This window comes from Geobacter sp. (genome assembly GCA_009684525.1).
Taxonomy (GTDB): Bacteria; Desulfobacterota; Desulfuromonadia; order Geobacterales; family DSM-12255; genus Geoanaerobacter.
This window is the reverse complement of record WKKR01000002.1, coordinates 542,191-562,530: the sequence shown is the minus strand read 5'-3', so window position 1 is coordinate 562,530 and position 20,340 is coordinate 542,191. Positions and strand designations below refer to the sequence as shown.

General features: G+C 61.3%; 18 protein-coding genes, 1 tRNA gene and 1 other RNA gene. 6 read left to right on the top strand and 14 right to left on the bottom strand.

Features of this window, described 5'->3' with window-relative positions; translation table 11 throughout:
• Nucleotides 1-20 precede the first annotated feature (20 nt).
• Nucleotides 21-3,041, bottom strand: a complete 3,021-nt coding sequence (locus tag GJT30_08705; protein MSM39680.1) for a tetratricopeptide repeat protein — start codon at nucleotides 3,039-3,041, stop codon at nucleotides 21-23.
• A 29-nt stretch (nucleotides 3,042-3,070) separates the two neighbouring features.
• On the opposite strand from GJT30_08705, the gene uvrC reads away from it, so the two are divergent.
• From uvrC to GJT30_08685, 4 genes are all read left to right on the top strand, one after another.
• Nucleotides 3,071-4,924 (top strand): excinuclease ABC subunit UvrC, encoded by a 1,854-nt coding sequence (uvrC, locus tag GJT30_08700; GenBank protein ID MSM39679.1) that lies wholly within the window; start codon nucleotides 3,071-3,073, stop codon nucleotides 4,922-4,924.
• Nucleotides 4,925-4,990: 66 nt separating this feature from the next.
• Entirely contained in the window at nucleotides 4,991-5,365 is a 375-nt protein-coding gene (locus GJT30_08695) for a hypothetical protein (GenBank protein MSM39678.1), read from the top strand.
• On the top strand, nucleotides 5,362-5,955 hold the full coding sequence (locus tag GJT30_08690; protein ID MSM39677.1) for a hypothetical protein: 594 nt from the start codon (nucleotides 5,362-5,364) through the stop codon (nucleotides 5,953-5,955). The genes GJT30_08695 and GJT30_08690 overlap by 4 nt, the downstream gene beginning before the upstream one ends.
• Nucleotides 5,956-5,998: 43 nt before the next feature.
• Nucleotides 5,999-6,403, top strand: coding sequence for a CoA-binding protein (locus GJT30_08685; GenBank protein MSM39676.1), 405 nt, complete (start codon nucleotides 5,999-6,001; stop codon nucleotides 6,401-6,403).
• 84 nt (nucleotides 6,404-6,487) lie between these two features.
• Here GJT30_08685 and GJT30_08680 read toward each other — a convergent pair whose 3' ends face one another.
• The 8 genes from GJT30_08680 to GJT30_08645 form a co-directional block, all read right to left on the bottom strand.
• Nucleotides 6,488-7,075 carry a gliding-motility protein MglA gene (locus GJT30_08680; GenBank protein MSM39675.1) on the bottom strand — a complete coding sequence of 196 codons (588 nt, stop codon included), beginning with the start codon at nucleotides 7,073-7,075 and terminating at the stop codon, nucleotides 6,488-6,490.
• An 18-nt stretch (nucleotides 7,076-7,093) separates the two neighbouring features.
• On the bottom strand, nucleotides 7,094-7,585 hold the full coding sequence (locus GJT30_08675; GenBank protein ID MSM39674.1) for a roadblock/LC7 domain-containing protein: 492 nt from the start codon (nucleotides 7,583-7,585) through the stop codon (nucleotides 7,094-7,096).
• 149 nt (nucleotides 7,586-7,734) lie between these two features.
• The gene (nifJ, locus tag GJT30_08670) at nucleotides 7,735-11,322 is read right to left on the bottom strand and encodes a pyruvate:ferredoxin (flavodoxin) oxidoreductase (protein MSM39673.1); all 3,588 of its coding nucleotides are present in this window, start codon (nucleotides 11,320-11,322) and stop codon (nucleotides 7,735-7,737) included.
• 62 nt (nucleotides 11,323-11,384) lie between these two features.
• Nucleotides 11,385-11,978 carry a recombination protein RecR gene (recR, locus tag GJT30_08665; GenBank protein ID MSM39672.1) on the bottom strand — a complete coding sequence of 198 codons (594 nt, stop codon included), beginning with the start codon at nucleotides 11,976-11,978 and terminating at the stop codon, nucleotides 11,385-11,387.
• Nucleotides 11,979-12,197: 219 nt separating this feature from the next.
• A complete protein-coding gene (locus GJT30_08660; GenBank protein MSM39671.1) occupies nucleotides 12,198-12,512 on the bottom strand; it encodes a YbaB/EbfC family nucleoid-associated protein in 315 nt (104 codons plus the stop codon).
• 76 nt (nucleotides 12,513-12,588) lie between these two features.
• Complete coding sequence (dnaX, locus tag GJT30_08655) at nucleotides 12,589-14,343, bottom strand: DNA polymerase III subunit gamma/tau (GenBank protein ID MSM39670.1); 1,755 nt, start codon at nucleotides 14,341-14,343, stop codon at nucleotides 12,589-12,591.
• 71 nt (nucleotides 14,344-14,414) lie between these two features.
• Nucleotides 14,415-14,513, bottom strand: an RNA gene (gene ffs, locus GJT30_08650) — signal recognition particle sRNA small type.
• Between the two features lie 102 nt (nucleotides 14,514-14,615).
• Nucleotides 14,616-14,706, bottom strand: a tRNA-Ser gene (locus GJT30_08645).
• 145 nt (nucleotides 14,707-14,851) lie between these two features.
• Between GJT30_08645 and GJT30_08640 the strand changes: the two genes are divergently transcribed.
• Nucleotides 14,852-15,304: an Hsp20 family protein gene (locus GJT30_08640; GenBank protein ID MSM39669.1), complete on the top strand. Its 453-nt coding sequence runs from the start codon at nucleotides 14,852-14,854 to the stop codon at nucleotides 15,302-15,304.
• Nucleotides 15,305-15,330: 26 nt separating this feature from the next.
• Nucleotides 15,331-15,723, top strand: coding sequence for an Hsp20 family protein (locus GJT30_08635; GenBank protein ID MSM39668.1), 393 nt, complete (start codon nucleotides 15,331-15,333; stop codon nucleotides 15,721-15,723).
• A 46-nt stretch (nucleotides 15,724-15,769) separates the two neighbouring features.
• Here GJT30_08635 and GJT30_08630 read toward each other — a convergent pair whose 3' ends face one another.
• The 5 genes from GJT30_08630 to GJT30_08610 form a co-directional block, all read right to left on the bottom strand.
• The gene (locus GJT30_08630; protein MSM39667.1) at nucleotides 15,770-16,657 is read right to left on the bottom strand and encodes an SPASM domain-containing protein; all 888 of its coding nucleotides are present in this window, start codon (nucleotides 16,655-16,657) and stop codon (nucleotides 15,770-15,772) included.
• A 7-nt stretch (nucleotides 16,658-16,664) separates the two neighbouring features.
• A complete protein-coding gene (locus GJT30_08625) occupies nucleotides 16,665-17,666 on the bottom strand; it encodes a GeoRSP system radical SAM/SPASM protein (protein ID MSM39666.1) in 1,002 nt (333 codons plus the stop codon).
• Entirely contained in the window at nucleotides 17,659-17,970 is a 312-nt protein-coding gene (locus GJT30_08620; GenBank protein ID MSM39665.1) for a GeoRSP system PqqD family peptide chaperone, read from the bottom strand. Before GJT30_08620 ends, GJT30_08625 begins: the two co-directional genes overlap by 8 nt.
• Before the next feature lie 67 nt (nucleotides 17,971-18,037).
• Nucleotides 18,038-18,358, bottom strand: coding sequence for a cupin domain-containing protein (locus GJT30_08615; GenBank protein MSM39664.1), 321 nt, complete (start codon nucleotides 18,356-18,358; stop codon nucleotides 18,038-18,040).
• A gap of 56 nt (nucleotides 18,359-18,414) precedes the next feature.
• On the bottom strand, nucleotides 18,415-20,319 hold the full coding sequence (locus GJT30_08610) for a permease (GenBank protein ID MSM39663.1): 1,905 nt from the start codon (nucleotides 20,317-20,319) through the stop codon (nucleotides 18,415-18,417).
• Between the last annotated feature and the right edge of the window lie 21 nt (nucleotides 20,320-20,340).

The window sequence follows — 20,340 nt, the reverse complement described above, 5'->3', positions numbered from 1 at the left end:
TTGTCATATCTTGCCGGCAGCTAGTAGGTGTTACCCAACTGATCCTGGTAGCGGAGCAGGTTTTTCACCTGCAGGTTGGTGCCGACGGCGACACCGGACTTGACCCGGATGGAGACCCGCGCCCCCTTCTTCTCCCCGGCGCCCAGTTCTTCGAACTTCCAGGCATATTCACCGGCTCTCCCCCGGCTCACGGCCGGATCAGATGCCACCAGCTCGAGCGCCTCGGGAAGAATGGTCTGCAGCTCCACAACCCGTGCAATGCTCGAGCCGCGATTGATGCAGGTGAGATCGAAGGTTGCCACCTCGCCCGGCCGGAGCCTGCCTCCCCTGCCCGTCATGGCCAGCTCGACCAGCGGTCGGGAATAGGCGATCTTCAGATTAACCAGCGCGCTCTTGCTCCGCACACTTTCCGGCTCAAAGGCAACGCTCATCGGCATAACGGAACCGTCGCTCTCGCTGGACGGCGTCTTCAGCTCGAATACCACGTATGCCTCTTCGCGGGGGGCCAGCGGCCCGACATGATTGATCACCGGCTCGTTGGGCTGGCGGATCCCATCGCGGTTCAGGTCCTGGTAGACGGTATAGGAGAGACTGTCCGGCATGGTCGGCCGGATGGTGAAATCCTCGCGCTGGTTGCCGGTATTCGTAACGATGAAGGGAATGGTGACGGTCTGGCCGGGAATCACCACCAGCCGCTCTGCCGTGGTGCGGGCCGTGACGCCGCTGATGCCGGCAACCTGAGCCAGGGCGGAGACGAACGAATCAGAGGTTTCAAGCTCGTTGTTGATCAGGTCTCCGCGCAGGAACAGTTCCTGGCGCGCAATCGCCTCGTCCTTGAGCTGGAACGTAACCGTCAGCTCGCGGCTCTCCCCCGACTCCAGCTTGATGCCGTCGAGCACCAACGCAGCCTTCATCTCCTGCTTGAATCCGGCCTTGATGAAATCCACCGCCTCATACAGCGGAGGGTAGTTCAAGCGGAGCATCACGCCGCTGGCAGGGGCGGAACCGATGTTGAGCAACGCCACGCGGTAGGTAACCTTCTCGCCGGGAACCACCTCTTTTTTCTCGGTATTGATCACTGCCCGCAAGAGAGGTGCCGATGCGATCAGGGTTACCTGTCGCGACTGGGAGACATCGCGGGCATACTGGGAGGCGAGCTTCACCGGATAGCTGATCTTCTGGCCATCGATGGTGCCGCGGGGGATGGTGAGCGCCATGACACCGCGGAACCGCTCGCCCGGAGCCAGTTGCGGCGTGAGATTTACCGGCACATCAGGTTTCCCCTCGGCGACGAACTGGACGCCATACTCGGCTGGGAAGCCCGATTCGAGATAGAAGCTGTCCGGACCGTTGCCGCGGTTGAGCACCTCAAAGGGAACCATGAGCCGCCGCCCCACCGGGAAGGCCTGGCCGGCAGTCGCCACGGTGAATTCGACATCCGCAAACTGCCCGACTTCGAGGGTAAGGACCTGGGCGGTTGCTGGGGGTTCTTTTATGCGTGCAGCAGCCCTGACAGGCCCGGCAGGATAATCCACACCCATGGCCTTCAGCTTGGAAGATGCGGCCTCGGCAGCACTGCTCGCCGGAGCGCGGTCAATGATGGCCTTATACTCGGCAATCGTCTTCTCACGGGCTGTTTCGGCCCGCTGCACACCCTTGCGCTTGCCGGATGCCGCCTTGGCTGCTGCCCGTTTATCCTCGGCAACCCGCTTCTGCTCGGCTGCCGCCTTTTTCTCGGCCAGGCGCTTCTGTTCCGCTTCCGCCTGCTGGCGGGCATGGCGCTCGTCCTCGGCCTTGCGGGCGGCACGACGCTCCTGTGCAGCCTTTTCAGCTGCAGCTTTTTCCGTCTCGGCTTTTTCCATGGCCAGGCGGTTCTGTTCCGCATTGGCCTTAGCTTGCGCGAGCCGCTCGGCCGCAGCCTTTTCCCGCGCCAGGCGTTCTGCTTCCGCCTTGTCCCTGGCTGCCTGCTCAAGAGCGAGCCGTTCACGTTCAGCCTTTTCCTTGGCGGACTTCTCGGCTTCCGCCTTTTCCGCGGCCAGACGTTTGCGCTCCTCTAAAGCCTTCTGCTTAACAAGCCGCGCGGTCTCGGCTTTCTCTTTTGCCAGCCGCTCGGTTTCCGCTTTTTTCGCGGCAGCCTTCTCGACAGCGAGCTGCTCCTGTTCGGCTTTTTCACGTGCAGCCTGCTCGGCCGCTGCCTTTTTGGCTGCCAGGCGGTCCTGCTCCTCTGCAGCCTTCTCCTTGGCCAGCCGCTCGGCTTCGGCTTTCTCTTTTGCCAGCCGCTCGGCTTCCGCCTTTTTCTCAGCGGCCTTCTCGGCAGCCAGACGCTCGCTCTCGGCCTTTTTCCGGGCAGCCTTCTCGGCAGCTGCCACGCGACGCGATTCTTCTTCGGCCTTGGCCGCAGCAACCTTCTCGGCCTCCGCCTTTTCAGAGGCAAGCCGCTCCTCTTCAGCCTGTGCCTTCTCCTTGGCCAACCGCTCGCTCTCGGCCTTATCCCCGGCAACGCGGGACTTCTCATCCTTGGCATAGGCAGTGGCAAGGCCTGCCAGTTCATCCTCTACCGTCCCCTTCAGGGGGCTTTCGGGATACTCGCGGAAAAACTGGGCCATGTACCTGGCCGCATCCTGCCGGTTCCCCGCCTTGAAGTTGGCCCGCGCAAGCCAGAACAGGGCCATGTCGCGCAGCTGCGTATCCGGATACTTCTGCAGCACCTGGGACATCTTCTCGATGGAGGTCTGGTAATCCTTTTTCTGATAGGCATTGAAGCCGGCGATGAATATCTGGGAATCCTGTGAATCAAGGGCAAACGAGGGAGGGACTGCAAGAAAGAGACACAAGACAATAAGCCCGAGGAGGTATCTGGTCGCTATGGTCCGGATGCTTGATCGAAATGCCACTGGCGTGCTCTTTCCCGGCTTAATGTCTGGATCTGGAATCTGACGAAAAATATCACCATCCCCAAGGGTTGTCAATGAAGAATGCCTGGCTTTGGCCCCTCTTCGAACGCCTGATCCGCGCTCTTCCGCTCCGGCAGCCGATTGCATACCGGCCGGCGCAGGAGTATACTCTCGCCATGATCAGCGCCGACCGCATCAAAGCCATCTCTACCGCACCGGGCGTCTACCTGATGAAGGGAGCCCAGGGGACCGTTCTCTATGTCGGCAAAGCGAGAAACCTCCGCCAGCGCGTCCGCTCATATTTCGGTCCGGCACGCGATTCCCGCTACCAGATCCGCTTTCTGCTGGAACAGGTGACAGACCTGGAAATCATCGTCACCGACACGGAAAAAGAGGCGCTGATCCTGGAAAACACCCTTATCAAACAGCACCGCCCCAAGTACAACATAAATCTCCGCGACGACAAGACCTATTTTTCGCTCCGGTTGAACAGCGACGAAGAATTTCCCCGCCTTACCGTGGTCAGGAAGGTGGCCAAGGACGGAGCCGACTATTTCGGCCCATATGCCTCGGCTTCCGCCGCCCGTGCCGTGGTCAAGCAGCTCTATCGGCTCTTTCCGCTGCGCCATTACCCGCTGGAAACCTGTCGCCGGCGGCGGCGCCCCTGCCTGTTCTACCAGATCAGGCAGTGCTCGGCCCCCTGCCACGGCCTGATTTCCCGCGATGAATACCAGCGCCTGGTTGACGGCGTCGCCCTGTTCCTGTCCGGTCGCAGCCGGGATCTGGTCAAGTCGTTTCAGCAGTCCATGTCCGAGGCCGCAGCAGGCCAGCGCTATGAGGAGGCAGCACGCTATCGCGACCTTCTGCGCGACATACAGGTCACCCTGGAGCGTCAGAAGATGGTCACCCAGGGTGGCGATCTGGATGTCGTCGGCCTGCACAGCGAACAGTCGCTGCTGGTGGTCGTCCTCCTCTTTATTCGGGGCGGAACCGTTACCGGCAGCCGCAGCTATCATTTCTCCTGGGAACTGGACCTGGCCGAGGCCGTGGCATCATTCCTGGCCGAATACTACAGCCAGGAGGTTACCATCCCCGACGAGGTACTGCTCCCCCTGGCGCTCCCCGAGGGGGGCGGCCTTGCGGAGCTGCTCTCCGAACGCCGGGGACGCAAGGTGCTGCTCACCACCCCGCGACGCGGCATCAAGGCGGAACTGGTCGAGCTTGCCGCGAAAAACGCCATGACCGCTGCCAGGGAGTACCTGCGAGGTACTGAGGACGCAAACACCATTCTTGAGGAACTGGCGTCACGTCTCCACCTTTCCCGCCTCCCCCATCGCATTGAATGCTACGACATCTCGAACTTTCAGGGGGGGCATGCAGTCGGCAGTCGGGTCACCTTCGTGGGGGGGAAACCGGACACCTCGCTGTATCGCCGCTACCGGATCAGGACCGTCACCCAGTCCGACGATTTTGCCATGCTTGCCGAGGTGCTGAGCCGCAGGATACGCAGCAGCGACGAAGATCCGCTTCCCGACCTCATTATCGTCGACGGCGGCCTCGGCCAGTTGAACATCCTGGTCCACCTTCTGGAATCATTGGGGATTTCCGGGATTGAAGCAGCGGGGCTTGCCAAAAGCCGGGTCCGCCCCGCGCCGGGGCAGGCCGACGTGGTGCGTAGCGCAGAGCGGGTCTTTCGGCCGGGCCGCAAAAATCCCATCGTCCTTCGCCAGAACTCGCCGCCGCTGCTCCTTCTGGCGCGGATTCGGGACGAGGCGCACCGTTTCGCCGTCAGTTACCACCAGAAGCTGCGTGAGCGAGAGAGCAGCCGTTCGCTCCTGCAAGAAGTGCCGGGTGTCGGCCCGAAGCTGAGCAGGGTACTGCTCCGCCACTTCGGCAGCCTGGCCGAGGTGCGTAGCGCCACCATCGAACAGATTTCCGCAGTCGGCGGGATTACCCGCACGGTGGCAGAAGCCGTCAGCGCCGCACTTGACAGGCAGCACTCCATGGAAGAGACGCCCGAAACCGAATGACATCTTGGCTTGGCAGATCTTTCTGCTATACTGCGCAGCTGATACCTACACCAAGGAGCCGACACCATGCCCATCAATAAGTCACGCATCGTATCCTGGCTCGTAGGATTCGTTGTCCTCGCAATCGGACTCTTTGCGCTCTATACCTGGTTCTCCCTGACCTGGAGCTATTCCAAAGGCGACCGGACCGGCTATGTCCAGAAATTCTCCCACAAGGGATGGCTCTGCAAAACCTGGGAGGGAGAGCTCACCATGCTTCCCATGCCGGGCATGCTCCCGGAAAAGTTTCCTTTCAGCGTCAGGAGCCAGGCGTTGGCCACGGCGATCAACCAGTCCATGGGCAAAAAGGTGGTGCTGACCTACGAACAGCACAAAGGAGTCCCCACCCCCTGCTTCGGCGAATCCGAATATTACGTCACCGCAGTCAGGGTGGCTGAGTGAACGGGAGTGTCACGGAATCCGTGACGCCGCTCCGCGTCCGCTTGGCCGGTCTGCTGGCCATGCTGAACGCCCTTCTTGCCATCCCCTGGTTCATCCTCACCATCTACCTTGCCGAGAAGAGCGACCCCTGGACAAAGCTGGCAGAGGTCTCCATGATGCTGCTCAGCACCATTCTGTTCGTCTACATCATTGTCACCCTCCGCATCCTGGTGAACAGGCGCTACACCTTTCACGCCGCAGACCAGCTCATCCTCTGGCAGATCAAGCTCAATATCATTGCCCTTGCAGTCAGCCTCGTCGGCATCGCACTCCCCGATATCGCTTCTACGGCAAACATCCTGGCTCTTGTCCTTGTCGTCCCCATGGGGATCCTGCAGCTGATGTTCGGCCAGCGGCTCCTGCATCTCCCGGCTGACCTGAACGGACTCCTCCGCCCCTACTGCTACCTGAACATGGCCGCAGGTTTCTGTCTGGCCTCCATAGTCCTGATCCCCCTGGGCATCCTGGCCGGTGCGATCTCGGACATCATGCTCGGCACCATCTTTTTCCAGGCGCTCCCCACCAGGCCAATGATCGATACCGAGGCATGACACCGATTTTTGTGCCGACCAATTGAAGTAAGGAGGAACAACGATGGTAACGCAAGATCAAATCGACGCTTTTTTCCGCTCAGCGGCCTTCGGCGTGGTCGGCGCCTCTTCAGACCGCCACAAGTACGGCAACAAGGTGCTGCGCTGCTACCAGCAAAGCGGGCGAAAGGCCGTACCGGTAAACCCACGCGAAACGGAAATCGAGGGAATTGCCTGTGTTGCAGGTGTCGCGGATCTGCCGGACGAGGTGAAGAGCATTTCGGTTATCACCCCGCCACAGGTGACGGAACGGGTGGTGGAAGAGGCCATCGCCAGGGGGATCACGGCCATCTGGATGCAACCGGGAGCGGAGAGCCCCAAGGCAGTCCAGCGATGCCGGGAAGGCGGCATCAATGTCATTGCCGATGGAAGCTGCATCCTGGTGGTTGCGGGATATCGGGACCACTGACCTCTCCCTTGCCCGAAAAACGCAAAACGGCCCGTGCAGAAGCTTCTGCACGGGCCGTCTCAGTCTGGGCTGACCAGAGAGCGCCTATCTCCCTTTTTTCAGATCGATCAGAATCAGCTTGGCCACTGCCTTCAGGGTTTCGAAGACCCCTTCGCCGGTGGTGGCGCACGCCTCGAACTCGGGGACACCGGTAGGATTCAACTCGCGCCGCAACTCGTCCACGGTAACCGCGGTCGGCAGGTCGCGCTTGTTGTACTGAACCACATAGGGGAGCTTGTCAAGGTCGTAACCCTGCTCGTTGAGATTGATGCGCAGGTTGTCCAGCGACTCCACATTGGCATCCATCCGCTCTTCCTGGGAGTCGGCAACAAAGACGACGCCGTCGACCCCTTTGAGGATCAGCTTCCTGGACGCATCGTAGAATACCTGGCCAGGAACCGTGTAGAGATGGAAGCGGGTCTTGAAGCCGCGGATCTCCCCCAGCGCCAGGGGGAGGAAATCAAAGAACAGGGTCCGTTCCGTTTCGGTGGCAAGGGAGATCATCTTCCCTTTCGCCTCGGGAGCGGTCTTCTGATAGACATACTGGAGGTTGGTGGTTTTGCCGCAGAGGCCGGGACCGTAGTAGACGATCTTGCAGTTGATCTCCCGGGAAGCATAGTTGATGAAGGACATCGAGCTTACCCCTCTGAGTTATCGGAACAGATTGTCAATGTCATCGTCAGTGATCTCGGCAAAGGGGAATTCGGTATCACCGCTCCGCTCGCGTTCTTCGGCCTTCTCCATGAGTTTGGCGAAGATGGTGGTCAGCTCGTCCGAGGCCTTCTTGACCCGCAGACGGACCAGGCCGAGTGACGAACGGTTGTCGAAGAGGACAACCAGGATGACCCGGCCGCCAACAATGGAGATATGGAGGTTGTCCTTCTCTCCCTCGTGAAAAAGGATGGAGAATTCTTTTTCGCCGATCAGCTTGGCCAGCCCGCCGGTAGCGGCGATATTGCCGGCTGTCAGCGATGCCAGGGATGTGGTATCGAACCGTTCAACCTCACCGACCCCGGCAATCAGTTGACCATTCTTGTCCACAAGAAAGATCACCTTGGAATTGGCTTCCCGCAGCAGCTTCTCGATCACTGCCTGGATCTGCTTGAACTCCTCGTCGTACATCACCAACTGAGGATCGGCCATCCACAACTCCTTGCACCGCGGGAAGATATGCCAGACGCTCGTTTATAGCAGAATTATAACCACCCATCAACAAATTTCAATGGTTGCCCACAAGCGAAAGAGCCCCGGCAGAACTCTGCCGGGGCTCTTTCGCTCCATGTCAGGAACAATTACTTTTCGCAGGCGTCATCGTAATTGAGTGCCGCCAGCTTCTGGTAGTAGCCGAAGTGGGCCTTAGACCATGCGGCTGCCTTCTTCATCAGTTCGTCATACCCTTTCGGGTTGTTCTTCTTCAACACGCGGTAGCGGTTCTCGCTGGTGGCGTACTCGTTGAATTCAATGCTCGGCACCTTGCTGTCGAGCTGCAGCGGGTTCTTGCACTCCGCCACCAGGGCCGGGTTGTAGCGGTACAGCGGCCAGTAACCAGAATTGACGGCGCGCTTCTGGGCATCGATGCCGGCGGTCATGTCGATACCGTGGGCAATGCAGTGTGAGTAGGCAATGATCAGCGACGGTCCGTCGTAGGCCTCGGCCTCGATGAGGGCCTTGATGCACTGAGCCGGATTGGCCAGTGACACTGCGGCAACATAGACCGAACCGTAGGCCATGGCCATCATCCCCAGGTCCTTCTTGGAGACGGGCTTGCCGCCTGCGGCGAACTGGGCCACCGCGCCGAGCGGGGTCGACTTGGAGGCCTGGCCGCCGGTGTTGGAGTAAACCTCGGTATCCAGAACCAGCAGGTTGATGTTCTTGCCGGAGGCGATGACATGGTCGAGACCGCCGTAACCGATGTCATAGGCCCAACCGTCGCCGCCGATGCACCAGACCGACTTCTTGACCAGGTAATCGGCCACGGTCAGGAGCCGCTTGGCGTCTGCTTCGGGGCAGCTGGCCAGGGCCTTCTTCAACTCGGCAACCCTGTTGCGCTGCGCTTCGATCCCTGCCTGGGTCGACTGGTCCGCCCCCTTGATTTCGTTCATGAGGGGAACCGCGGTCTTGCAGGATGAACAGGAGCAGGACGAGGAGAGCTTGTCGATCAGCTCGGTCGCCATGACACTGAACTTGTCCACTGCCAGGCGCATGCCGTAGCCAAACTCGGCGTTGTCCTCGAACAGCGAGTTGGACCATGCCGGCCCGAGGCCGTCTGCCCGCTTGGCATACGGGGTGGTGGGCAGGTTACCGCCGTAGATGGAGGAACAGCCAGTGGCGTTGGCAATGAGGGTCCGGTCGCCAAAAAGCTGGGTGAGGAGCTTGAGGTACGGGGTCTCGCCGCAGCCGGCGCAGGCACCGGAAAATTCGAAGAGCGGACGAACCAGCTGCGAACCGCGAACCGTGTCCAGCTTGGCAACGGTCGAATCGACATCGGGCAGGGCGAGGAAGAATTCCCAGTTCTCGGCTTCCGGAGCACGCAGCGGCGGCTGGAATGCCATGTTGATCGCCTTGTGATTCGGGTCTTCCTTGCTCTTGGCCGGACAGTTGTGGACGCAGGCGCCACAGCCGGTGCAGTCTTCGGGGGCAACCTGGATGGTCAGCTTCTGCCCCTTGAACTCGGGGATCTTGCAGTCGACCGACTTGAAGGTCTTGGGTGCGCCGGCAAGGGCCGCTTCAGGGTATGCCTTCATCCGGATGACGGCGTGGGGGCAGACGAAGGAGCAGATGCCGCACTGGATGCAGAGCTGCTCGTCCCATACCGGGATGTCGACGGCGATGTTCCGCTTTTCGAACTGGGCGGTCGCAGTCGGGAAGGTACCGTCAGCCGGCATCCTGGAAACCGGCACATCGTCGCCGAGACCGGCAATAATCGGCGCTGTGGTATCCTGCACGAACTGGGGAGCCTTTGCGCTGACAACGGGCGGCTTCTTGATGGTGCTGGTGGCGGTTGCAGGAACCTTGACCTCGAAGAAGTTGTTCAGGCCGGCCTCAACTGCCTTGTAGTTCATCTCGACGACCTTCTCGCCGCTCTTGCCGTAGGTTTTCTTGATGGCATCCTTGATCTCGGCCACGGCCTGATCCAGCGGGATGATATTGGAGATCTTGAAGAAGGCGGTCTGCATGATCACGTTGATGCGGGGTCCGAGACCGATCTCGTTGCCGAGACGCACGCCGTCGATGACGTAGAACTTGAGGTTCTTGTCGATGATGGTCTGCTGTACGTCGGCCGGGATTTTATCCCAGATTTCATTCTGATCGAAGGGGGCGTTGAGCAGGAACGTTGCCCCTTTCTTTGCCTTGGCCAGCATGTCGTATTTCTCGACAAAGGCGAAGTTGTGGCAGGCGACGAAGTCGGCCTCCTGCACCAGATAAGGTGCGCGGATGTACTTTTTGCCGAAACGGAGGTGCGACGTGGTCATGGAGCCGGCCTTCTTGGAGTCATAGACGAAGTAGGCCTGGGCATTGTTGTCGGTCATCTCGCCGATGATCTTGATGGAGTTCTTGTTGGCGCCGACGGTGCCGTCGGAGCCCAGCCCGAAGAACATGGCCTGGTAGGCACCTTCCATCGGGTTGAAGAATGTCGGGTCGAAGTCGAGGCTGCAGCCGGTGACGTCTTCGGTGATGCCGGCAACGAAGTTCCTCTTCGGCTTGGCAGCGTCCAGGTTGTCGAACACGGCCTTGACGTGGGCCGGGGTGAACTCCTTGGATCCGAGGCCGTAGCGGCCGCCGACGATGAGCGGATAGCCGTCGAACTGGATCTTGCCGTCGGCCATGGCCTCGCCGATGGCGGTGCGGACATCCAGGTAGAGCGGCTCGCCAAGGGCGCCCGGCTCTTTGGTCCGGTCGAGCACGGCAATCTTCTTGACAGTCTTCGGCAGGGCGGCGATGAAGGCGTCCAGCGGAAAGGGGCGATAGAGGTGAACCTTGACGACACCGATCTTCGCACCCTTGGAATTCAGGTGCTCAACGGTTTCCTGAACGGTATCCGCACCGGACCCCATGATGACGATCACTTTCTCGGCATCGGGAGCGCCGACATAATCGATCAGCTTGTACTGGCGGCCGGTCAGCTTCGCGAACTTGTTCATCTCCTGTTCGACGATCTCGATGCACTTGGGATAGAACGGGTTGACCGTCTCGCGCCCCTGGAAGTAGACATCGGGGTTCTGAGCGGTACCGCGCATGACCGGATGATCCGGGGAGAGGCCGCGGGCCTTGTGGGCAGCGACCAGCTCATCGTCCATCATGGCGCGCATATCGTCAAAGGTCAGCTCTTCCACCTTCAGGACTTCGTGGGAGGTGCGGAAGCCGTCGAAGAAGTGGAGGAACGGCACCCTGGAACGCAGGGTGGCTGCCTGGGCGATCAGGGCGAAGTCCATGACCTCCTGTGAGTTGTTGGAGGCGAGCATGGCCCAGCCGGTGGAACGGCAGGACATGACGTCGGAATGGTCGCCGAAGATGGAAAGGGCCTGGGCGGCAATGGCGCGGGCAGAAACATGGAAGACCGTGGAGGTCAGTTCTCCGGCGATCTTGAACATGTTGGGGATCATCAGCAGGAGCCCCTGGCTGGCAGTAAAGGTCGTGGTCAACGCCCCGGCCTGGAGGGCACCGTGCACCGCACCGGATGCTCCCCCTTCCGATTGCATCTCGACCACGGACGGGATCGAACCCCAGATGTTTTTCTCGCCCATGGCGCTCTTCATGTCGGAAATTTCACCCATGACCGACGACGGAGTGATGGGATAGATGGCGATCACCTCGTTGGTGGCATGGGCCACATGTGCAGCCGCGGTGTTGCCGTCGATGGTTACCATTTTACGACTCATGTAGACTCCTCCTGTTTCTCCTTTTGGTAAAGCGGAACGCTTTTCTATGCAGCCGTTCACACCTAATACTCAGATCGACCTTCAACAGCTCGCTGCACTGTCGCGGCATCGATATATTCGATATCGCTTCCCAGCGGAATCCCGTGGGCAAGGCGGGTGACCCTGATCCCCAGCTCCTTGATCGCACGGCTCAGGTAGAGGGCGGTTGCTTCTCCCTCGACCGTAAAGTTCGTTGCCAGGAGTACTTCCTTTGTCCGCCCCTGCCGAAGCCGCTCCAGCAGCTCGGCGATGCGGAGCTGCGACGGGGTAATCCCGGAAAGCGGCGAAAGAGCCCCCTGCAAAACATGGTATCGGCCACGGAACGAGTGACTTCGTTCAATGGCCAGCATGTCCTGGGGCTCTTCCACTACGCAGATAACCGTATCGTCCCGGTCGCCCGTACATATCCCGCAGGGGTCGGCCTCGGTGATACCGAAACAGACCGAACAGAAGCGGACGCTGGCACTGACCAGGCGCAGACTCTCCGCCAGATCGTGCATCTGTCCGGGGGACTTCAGAAGATGAAAAGCAAGCCGCAAGGCGGTCTTTTCTCCGACGCCCGGCAGCTTTTTTAGTTCTGATAAAAGTTTCCCGAATGACGTTGAAAAATGTAGCATATTTTCACCAAAGGTAAAACAATTTTTTATAATAAGTTTTAGTAAAAAAATTTACCCATGATAAAACAGCCTAACATGCCGCTATCATTTGCTATTTTTATTAAAAAACCTGTCGAATTGGTGCCTGGTCGGAACGGAGTGAAGAGCCGGGACAGAAAATGTCCCGGCGTTGTGCATCTCGGGGGAAGACAGGCGGAGGTGGGGCAATTTTTATCCTCGCTAAAACATACCCGGAATATTGAGGCCTCCGGTCACCTTGCTCATCTGCTCCGCCATCTCGGCCTGGACCTTTGCCAACGCCTCGTTGACAGCCGCTTTCACCATATCCTGCAACATTTCAACGTCTTCCGGATCAACCGCATCCTTCTGGATGGTCAGGGAGAGGATCTGATTCTTCCCAGTCACCACGGCGGTAACGGCTCCCCCTCCTGCCGACGCTTCGGCGGTTCTCTGGGCAGCCTCTTCCTGCAGTTTGGCCATCTTCTGCTGCATCATCTGCGCCTGCTTCATGATCTGCGCTAAACCCTTGGACATCCCTGTCGCCTCCTGTCGTGCGTGGTAGTGTCCGGCAGTGATCCCGTTCGCCGCAGGGCAACGGGGACAGCCGACATCATTCCTTCAACTCTTCGATCCTGCCGAGCGAACCGCCGAAAACATTCAGGGCGGCCCGGACCGCTGGATCGGTATGAACCGATTCCTCCAGCTCCCGGCGGCGGTCGGCATCGTCACGGCTTTTTTTTTCCGCAAGACTCATCGGAGCGCCGTCACTTGCGTCGGCAACAGCCACCTTGAGCCTGACAACCGTCTCCACGCCGAAATGGGTCCGGCCGAATGCAGCAAGATCGGCAAGATTCGACGGCGTATTGAGCGCGCTGTACTCGAAAGAGTTCGGCGCAAAGCCGAATTCCAAAAGACCCGGCGCAACAGCAAGCGGGCGGGCATGCTCCAACAGCGAGCCGATCATCGGCTTTTCCCGCTTGACCAGCGCCACGAACCCGGCCCAATCGCAACCCGGCGCCGCAACGGCGGTATCGCCCGGAGCCGGAACAGGAGCCGCGGTCGTTTCAGCAGGCCGGGCAGGAGATGGTTCGCGCACTGCCCGCGCAGGCTCGGCACTTGCGGCATGCCCAGCGGGCTCAGGCCGGCGGGGCGGGGTACGCTGGGCAGCCGGCGCCGAACGCTCCCAGACCGGAGCACCCGAGGCAACGCCTCCCTGGGCGCCGCGGCCGGCAGCCAGGGCATCGAGGCGAGAGAGGATCTCCTGCACGGGAATTGCAGGGGCGAGCATGGCCATTTTGAGCAGCGCCATCTCCAGGACGAGACGGGGGAAGCCGGACTGGTTCAGCTCGCTTTCCGCCTTGAGGAGGATGGCGACGTGCCGCTGCAGGTCTGTCAGCTCCAGACCGGCAGCCTGCCGGACGATCTCGGCCAGCTCGGCCTCGGATAGTTCGGTAAGGTCGGCGATGTCGCCCACGGCGCGGCAGAGGGTCAGGTTCCTGAAATGGTCGATCAACTCCTGGCAGAACTGGCGGATGTTGTAACCGCTGGCATCGACCTGCTTGACGATATCGAGCACGCCCCGGTTGTCCCTGGCAAAGACCGCCTCCGAGGCCGCGACCAGCAGCCGCCGGTCCACCACTCCCAGAAGCGTCATCACATCCTCGTCAGCCACCTCGCTGCCGCAGAAGGCGAGCACCTGGTCGAGGGTGGAGAGCGAATCGCGCATGCTGCCGTCACCCTTCCGGGCGACCACGGTGAGGGCCGTATCGGAGATGGCCACCCCTTCCTGCTCCACGATGCTCCGCAGCCGCGCAACAACGGTGGAGAGGGCTATGCGGCGGAAGTCGAACCGCTGGCAGCGCGACAGGATGGTGATCGGGACCTTATGGGGCTCGGTAGTGGCGAAGATGAACTTGACGTGGGGTGGGGGCTCTTCCAGGGTCTTGAGCAACGCATTGAAGGCGTTGGTGGAGAGCATGTGCACTTCGTCGATGATGAAGATCTTGGACCGCAGGCGCGACGGCAGGTATTTGACGTTTTCCCGCAGTTCGCGGACATCGTCGACGCCGGTGTTGGAGGCGCCATCGATCTCGATCACGTCCACGGCAGTGCCGGCGGTGATCTCCTGGCAGGCCGGGCAGGCGTTGCACGGCTCGGCAGCAGGCCCCTGCTCGCAGGTCAGGGCCTTGGCCAGGATCCTGGCGGCGCTGGTCTTGCCCACCCCGCGGGCACCGGTAAAGAGGAAGGCATGCGCCACCCTCCCCGTTTCGATGGCATTCTGCAGGGTCTGGCTGACGTGCTCCTGTCCGATGAGATCACGGAAGGTCTGCGGACGCCACTTTCTTGCTAGGACAAGGTATGACACGACGATGGCCTCGTTGGGTGCCGAGCGATCAGGTTGGGAGCACGGGCTGGAAAAACTTTGCGGACACGGCTGATAGCTGGGTTACCCCACGGCACACGGAGGCGGTTACTGCCGCTGCTTCCTTCCGGACCTGACGGGGTTCATAACCTTCCATTGCGTGGGACCCAGCTATCAGCCGTATCCGCAAAGAGCTGGACGTGGGCAAGACCTGCCTGTGGGGGCTCCGGCTGACCAGCCTTGGGTGGCACTGAGCGGGACGTTGGGAATAAATCTGGCGGAGAGAGAGGGATTTGAACCCTCGGTACGGTATTAGCGTACACACGATTTCCAATCGTGCTCCTTCAGCCGCTCGGACATCTCTCCGCAGCAACGGACTATAGAATAAAGCTGCCCGGTTTGTAAAGGATTTTATGGCGGGCCAGCCGGACACCCCCTTGATTTTCGGAAAGCGCTGCTTATATTTCCGCCAGAAGCAGCCAACACTCTCGACAGAAGGAGGAGACAAGCAATGGCAAGCTGGGATGTATTCAGAGAACTCGACAGCCTGCGGCGCGAAATGGACGAAGCCCTGCGAGGGGCGGGCATGGGGCGGGTCCTGGTACCTGCCTTTCTGAGCCAGGGGGGGAGCCGGCGCTTTCCCTTGCTGAATCTCACCGAGGATGACAATGCCATTTACGTGGAGGCCCTGATCCCCGGCGTAGATCCGACACGGCTGGACATGACGGCCCTGCGCAACACCCTGACCCTGGCCGGAGAGCGCAAGCCGTTTGCCGGCGAAGGGAACAACCACGTCTGGCACCGCAGCGAACGGGGCAGCGGCAGTTTCTCGCGCACCATCGAGCTCCCCGTGGAGATCGACAGTGACAAGGTATCGGCCACCTGCCAGAACGGGGTCCTGACCGTCACCCTGCCCAAGGCGGCAGCGGCAAAACCGAAGAAGATCGCCATCCAGGCGGCATGAACATGAGCGAAAGGGGGAACCTGAACATGACAAACGATAGATTGACTACCCAGGAGCAGACACCGGCTCCCCGCGAGGAGACCCGCTCGGATGAGCGCTATATCAGGCCGGCAGTGGACATCATCGAAACAGCGGAAGGGATGACCATCCTGGCGGACATGCCGGGGATCGGCAAGGAAGACCTGGAGATCGGCATCGACAAGGGGATTCTGACCATCCAGGGGCAGGTGAAACCGAAGGGGGAAGCCAAAGAGATCTACCGGGAATTCGAACTACACAGCTACTACCGCCAGTTCCAGCTCCCTGAGACCATCGACCCGGACAAGACCAGGGCGGAGTTCGTCCAGGGGGTGCTTGCCCTGCACCTGGCCAAGCTGGAAGCGCTCAAGCCCCGCAAGATCGAAGTACAGGTGCAATGATGTCCGGTGCAGCGAGAGGCCGTGCAGCGCGGCGGCCTCTCATGCGCTACTCCGCCCCCGGAGTCTCGCCGCAGCCGGGATCGACATCGTCCCATTCCTTGCGCCCGGCATAGCCCCGCCCCCGACACCCCCCCCGGCAGTCGGCCTGTCGCCCACAACCGCTACACGCCTCAGGCAGCGCCAGAATCCGCCGGCGCACCTCCTGCTTTTTCCCTGAAGCGACGATCTCGCGCCACGACTGCGTTAAAAGGCTGCCGAGCCGGACCGGCATGGCCGGGCAGGGGTAGACGTCCCCCAACGGATCGACATAGAGCATGGTATTGGCGGCCTGGCAGACCCCATCGGGAAACGGGACCCGCGGATGGAAGATCCTCCAGAGAAAGGGATCGTGGATGGTTACCGAAAGGGCTTCCAGAGAGCATGCCGCAGCCAGTCGCCCGGAGAGTTCCGCCTGCTCCTGCCGGTCGAGACAGAGCGGGTCCTCTCCCGTAACCAGCCGCTCCATGGGCAGCACCAGCTCGACGCGGTGCCGCTCGCACCATGCCGCCACCGTCGGCAGATCGGCCAGATTCTCCCGGCCCACCCGGAAGGAGACTCCGCCAGGCTTGTCGCTTCGTGCCAGGAGCGCGGTGCCGGCCTCCTCCACCTCGCCGGCATGGGCGCAGTCCACCAGGAGTTTCTGAGCCTTTCCCGCTTCAGGGAGGGCAAGCGCCTGCTGCAGGGCCTTGGCGGAAACGGTGAGCGACAGCTGCGGCAGGGAGAGATCCCGCAGCACCAGGAGCGTTGCAGGGCTCAGGGAGGGGCCGAGATCGGTGAGGTTGAGGCTTAGGACCCTGCTGACCGCAACCTGGGCAGAGATGCGGCCGTAGTCGGGGGGAGCAGCGGGAAGTGGGGAGATGTCCCAGTAGAGCCTGATGGGAGAACGGAGCTCCATCCCCGCGTCACTCTTCCCAGCAGTGGGGGTCGGGGGCATTGAAATCGCCGCCGATGGCAAGAGCGCGGGCGCTGCAGCCGCCGAGACATTCATCGTAATGCCCGCAGGAGACGCACTTCCCGGCAGGCTCCTTGTGGCGCAGCTTGCCGAGGACCGGCGAACTCCGCCAGAGTTCGGCCAGGTCGTCGGTGACGACGTTGCCGATGACGATGGGGATGAAGCCGCAGGGGGTGATGTCACCGTTGCTCTTGATGTTGAGGGAGAGCTTGCCGCAAACGCTCCCCTTCACCAGCGAGCCCGCCCCCCCCTTGAGTCCGAGGGAAGCGATGATCGGATCGTCGAAGGAAAGGTCGATACCGACGCCCCGCTCCCGCGCAGCCAGGGCTTCGCGGTAGAACGCGCGCCATTCGCCGGGGTCGAGATCCAGTTCGTCCCGGTTGGCCAGCCCGAGCCCGGCGCACTTGAAGTTATGTACATTGAGCTGTTCCACCCCGTGGCGCAGGGCAAAGGAGACGAGCTCTTCGAGCTGGCCGTGATTGATCCGGCAGATGACCGTAGAGAGGGAGGTGCGGACCCCGGCAGCGGCAAGGTGCCCGAGTGCCGCGCAGGCCCGCTCGTGACTGCCGGGAACGCCGCGGAAGGCATCGTGCACCTCGGGGAGATGGCTGTCGATGCTGATGCCGATCTTGGCAAACCCGGCGTCTTTGAGGGCGCGGGCAGTCGCGGCATCGATCAGGTAGCCGTTGCTGTTCATGGAGACCTGCAGGCCGCTTTCCGCCGCGCACGCGGCGATCTCCAGGAGGTCGGGGCGCAGAAGCGGCTCCCCGCCGCCGAAGTTCACCGCCAGCACCCCTGCCTTGGCCACCCTGGCCAGGGCGGCGCACAGCGTCTCACGGTCGAGTTCCCGGTCGGTGTCGACCCGGCTGTAACAGTGGCGGCAACGGAAGTTGCAGCTGTTGTTCAGCGCCCAGTTGATGGTGAGCGGTGCCTTGACGATCCAGTCATGCATACCGGATGAACCCCTTGCCCGTGAGCTCGGCGAGGAATGCCGTCACATCGGCTCGGAGCACCGCCTCCTCCACCTCGTACTCCTCCAGAAGCCCGGCAACCAGTTCGTCGATGCTCTTCCCCTCGCAGCTCTGCCAGATGTCGGCACCGAGCATGTTCAGGACCAGCATCTGCCCGTTGGCAAAGAGGAGGGCAGTCCCGACCTCTGCCGCATCCTCGCCGCGGTCAAGCCCGGCCATGGCCTCTTCGCGGGCACCTTCCTCCTCGCGCCAGAGCACATCGGGGTTACGCTGGATTTTCTGCATTGGCCTGCTCCTTCATCGTTCATTATACGTCCGACTGTCGTGCGCGAGACATCCCCGCAGCAACCGGTCAGTCGCCCGATGCCATGATCGATGCGATCACCAGGTTTTCCCCGGAGACGTTCCGGATACCGTGATCCTCAAGCGGGGGGACGACAACTATCTGCCCGACCGCGATGGTCTGCGGACGGCCGCCGGAAAGGAATTCGCCCGACCCTTCCATGACCATCCAGATATGGCTGCCATGATGGGTGTGGGTGACGATCTCCTGGCCCGGCTTCATGCAGATCAGGCTGATCCTGGCATGGTCGTCGGACCAGATCGTTTCCTGGTGACGCTTTTCATCGCTGAATTTCTTCAGCTCCTTGACATCGAGTACCTGTGTCTTCATTTTTCCCCCTCGCACGAACATTGATAAGCGGCCGGTACGGCTGCCGCCAAGGCGCATCAGGCCTTATGGACAAGTTTGAGCAGCCTGCCGAGGAGTTCGGCAGACCGGTTGAACAGATTGGAGGCAACGGAGACGGGGAGCTCGCTCCCCTGATCGGCAACCCCGGCGAACTCGACCCCGAACCGGGTAGCGAGACTGTTTGCCCCGGACAGGTCATCGGTCCCGCCGGGCGATTGCCCCGCCACCACGAGCAGCCCCTTGCCCCCGGCGACGAATTGAGAAACCCTCTCCAGCTCGGCCGCCGTGAGCCGGCTTTCCGGGCCGGCCCCGCCGCAGAAGACCCAGAGCTGGCCGGTACGGTCGAGCATCGGTTCGGAGAGCTGCGGCGCAGTGCGCCGGGTCAGCACGCTGACCGAGTAGCCTTCGCGTGCAAGCCGGTCGAGCACCCCCTTGCCCAGGTAGGGGAGGTCGTCGTGCAGCGTGTAGACGAGGATCTGCCTCCCCACTGCGGAACTGTTGTTCTCTTCCAGCCAGCGGGCGATATTGCCGACATAGGCGCGGTTATCATAGAGACCGGCCGACCGCTCCAGGAACCTCTCCCTGCAGCCGTCGAACACCACCCCTCCCTGCCCCTCCAGATCGTTGGTGCAGGTGGCAATGGCATTCTGCCGCGTCGGATCCATGACGATCCTGACCGTGCTGCTCTGCTTCTTGATGACTGCCGACACGCCGCCGGACAGGGATCGGACCCCCCGCAGCAGGTCATTGCCGGTATCGACACCGGGGACGAAGAGTGCGGCCCTGAACCCGTAGGCGATGAGGAGCGTCCCGGTAAGGCAGACAAAGAGATAGAGGAAGAAGACCCGCTTCTTGAACACCGACCAGAAGAGCACCATGGTCGGCATGGCGGTTACCGGCCCGCCGATCATGAATGCCAGGCCGACACCGCCGTCCAGGGTCCCGTCCAGCGAGCTCTTGATGTGGTAGAGGATGCTCGATGCGCTGATCTGGTGCAAAAAGACCGGGACCGACCCGAGGGTGACCCAGACGATGTTCAGGGGGTCGTCCTTGCCGAAAAACCGGTAGATCCACTGGGCGGGCATGTACCGTTCCACGATGGCTCCAATGGCAACGCCGACCAGGATGTACTTGCCTACCGTCCAGACCATCTCAGCCGATTTGGCCAGGAAGACGAGGAAGGTGTTCCCGGTCCTGACAGCAACCCGGTTGCCGAACTTCTGCCGACAGTTGCATCGCAGGCGCTCGTCAGGATAGTCCTCGTCGTGGAAATCCCCCCTGACGACGGCCCCTTCGATAAAGAGGTTTTCTCCCAAGAGCCCCCGCTTCCAGAGGAAGTGGGTGACCAGACCAGCGAATATCCCCATGGAAAAGGCGGACAGGGTCCTGATCACCGTCCACTCCGGGCCAAGGTCGTTCAGCGTCAGGAGATAGGTCGAGGGGCTCAAAAGGGGCGAAGTCACCATGAGCGCCATGACCGGCGCCAGCGGCAGGCCGGCGAACAGCAGGCTCACCGCGGTCGTCAGGGTGCCACAGGCGCACAGCGGCGTGATGATCCCGACAAAGGAAGCCAGGAATACGCTCAGGACCCCGTACTTGCGCAACATCGCCTGCAGTTTGACAGCGATCTTGTAGGTGCGCAGATACCCCGCCAGGAGCACCCCGACGATGAAATAGGGGAATACCTCCCGTAGTTCCGCCAGGATACCGTGTTTGTTGGTGAGAAGATCCCAGACCTCGGCGCCGAGGAGCAGCGGGAACGACCTCGCCTCCCCCTGGTAAGGGGCTGCGTGGCCGCTCGGGCCATAGACCCAGACATGCCAGATGACCAGGGAAATGGAGGCCAGCACCATCCAGACGAGCGCCCGGTTCACCGTCCGCGCCGAGCTGCCATGGATATCGCACTGCGGTGCCCGTCTCATTTCCAGCAATCTACGCAACATGCTGCACGCTCTCCATTCCTC

Coding starts and splice junctions, on each gene's coding strand:
- GJT30_08660 (MSM39671.1), bottom strand. CDS start 12,512: ATGTCCAAGGGTTTAGCGCAGATCATGAAGCAGGCGCAGATGATGCAG.
- GJT30_08630 (MSM39667.1), bottom strand. CDS start 16,657: ATGGAGCTCCGTTCTCCCATCAGGCTCTACTGGGACATCTCCCCACTT.
- GJT30_08610 (MSM39663.1), bottom strand. CDS start 20,319: ATGTTGCGTAGATTGCTGGAAATGAGACGGGCACCGCAGTGCGATATC.
- GJT30_08625 (MSM39666.1), bottom strand. CDS start 17,666: ATGCATGACTGGATCGTCAAGGCACCGCTCACCATCAACTGGGCGCTG.
- nifJ (MSM39673.1), bottom strand. CDS start 11,322: ATGAGTCGTAAAATGGTAACCATCGACGGCAACACCGCGGCTGCACAT.
- GJT30_08615 (MSM39664.1), bottom strand. CDS start 18,358: ATGAAGACACAGGTACTCGATGTCAAGGAGCTGAAGAAATTCAGCGAT.
- GJT30_08675 (MSM39674.1), bottom strand. CDS start 7,585: ATGGCCGATCCTCAGTTGGTGATGTACGACGAGGAGTTCAAGCAGATC.
- GJT30_08685 (MSM39676.1), top strand. CDS start 5,999: ATGGTAACGCAAGATCAAATCGACGCTTTTTTCCGCTCAGCGGCCTTC.
- GJT30_08695 (MSM39678.1), top strand. CDS start 4,991: ATGCCCATCAATAAGTCACGCATCGTATCCTGGCTCGTAGGATTCGTT.
- GJT30_08620 (MSM39665.1), bottom strand. CDS start 17,970: ATGCAGAAAATCCAGCGTAACCCCGATGTGCTCTGGCGCGAGGAGGAA.
- GJT30_08680 (MSM39675.1), bottom strand. CDS start 7,075: ATGTCCTTCATCAACTATGCTTCCCGGGAGATCAACTGCAAGATCGTC.
- GJT30_08635 (MSM39668.1), top strand. CDS start 15,331: ATGACAAACGATAGATTGACTACCCAGGAGCAGACACCGGCTCCCCGC.
- recR (MSM39672.1), bottom strand. CDS start 11,978: ATGCTACATTTTTCAACGTCATTCGGGAAACTTTTATCAGAACTAAAA.
- GJT30_08640 (MSM39669.1), top strand. CDS start 14,852: ATGGCAAGCTGGGATGTATTCAGAGAACTCGACAGCCTGCGGCGCGAA.
- GJT30_08705 (MSM39680.1), bottom strand. CDS start 3,041: ATGCAATCGGCTGCCGGAGCGGAAGAGCGCGGATCAGGCGTTCGAAGA.
- uvrC (MSM39679.1), top strand. CDS start 3,071: ATGATCAGCGCCGACCGCATCAAAGCCATCTCTACCGCACCGGGCGTC.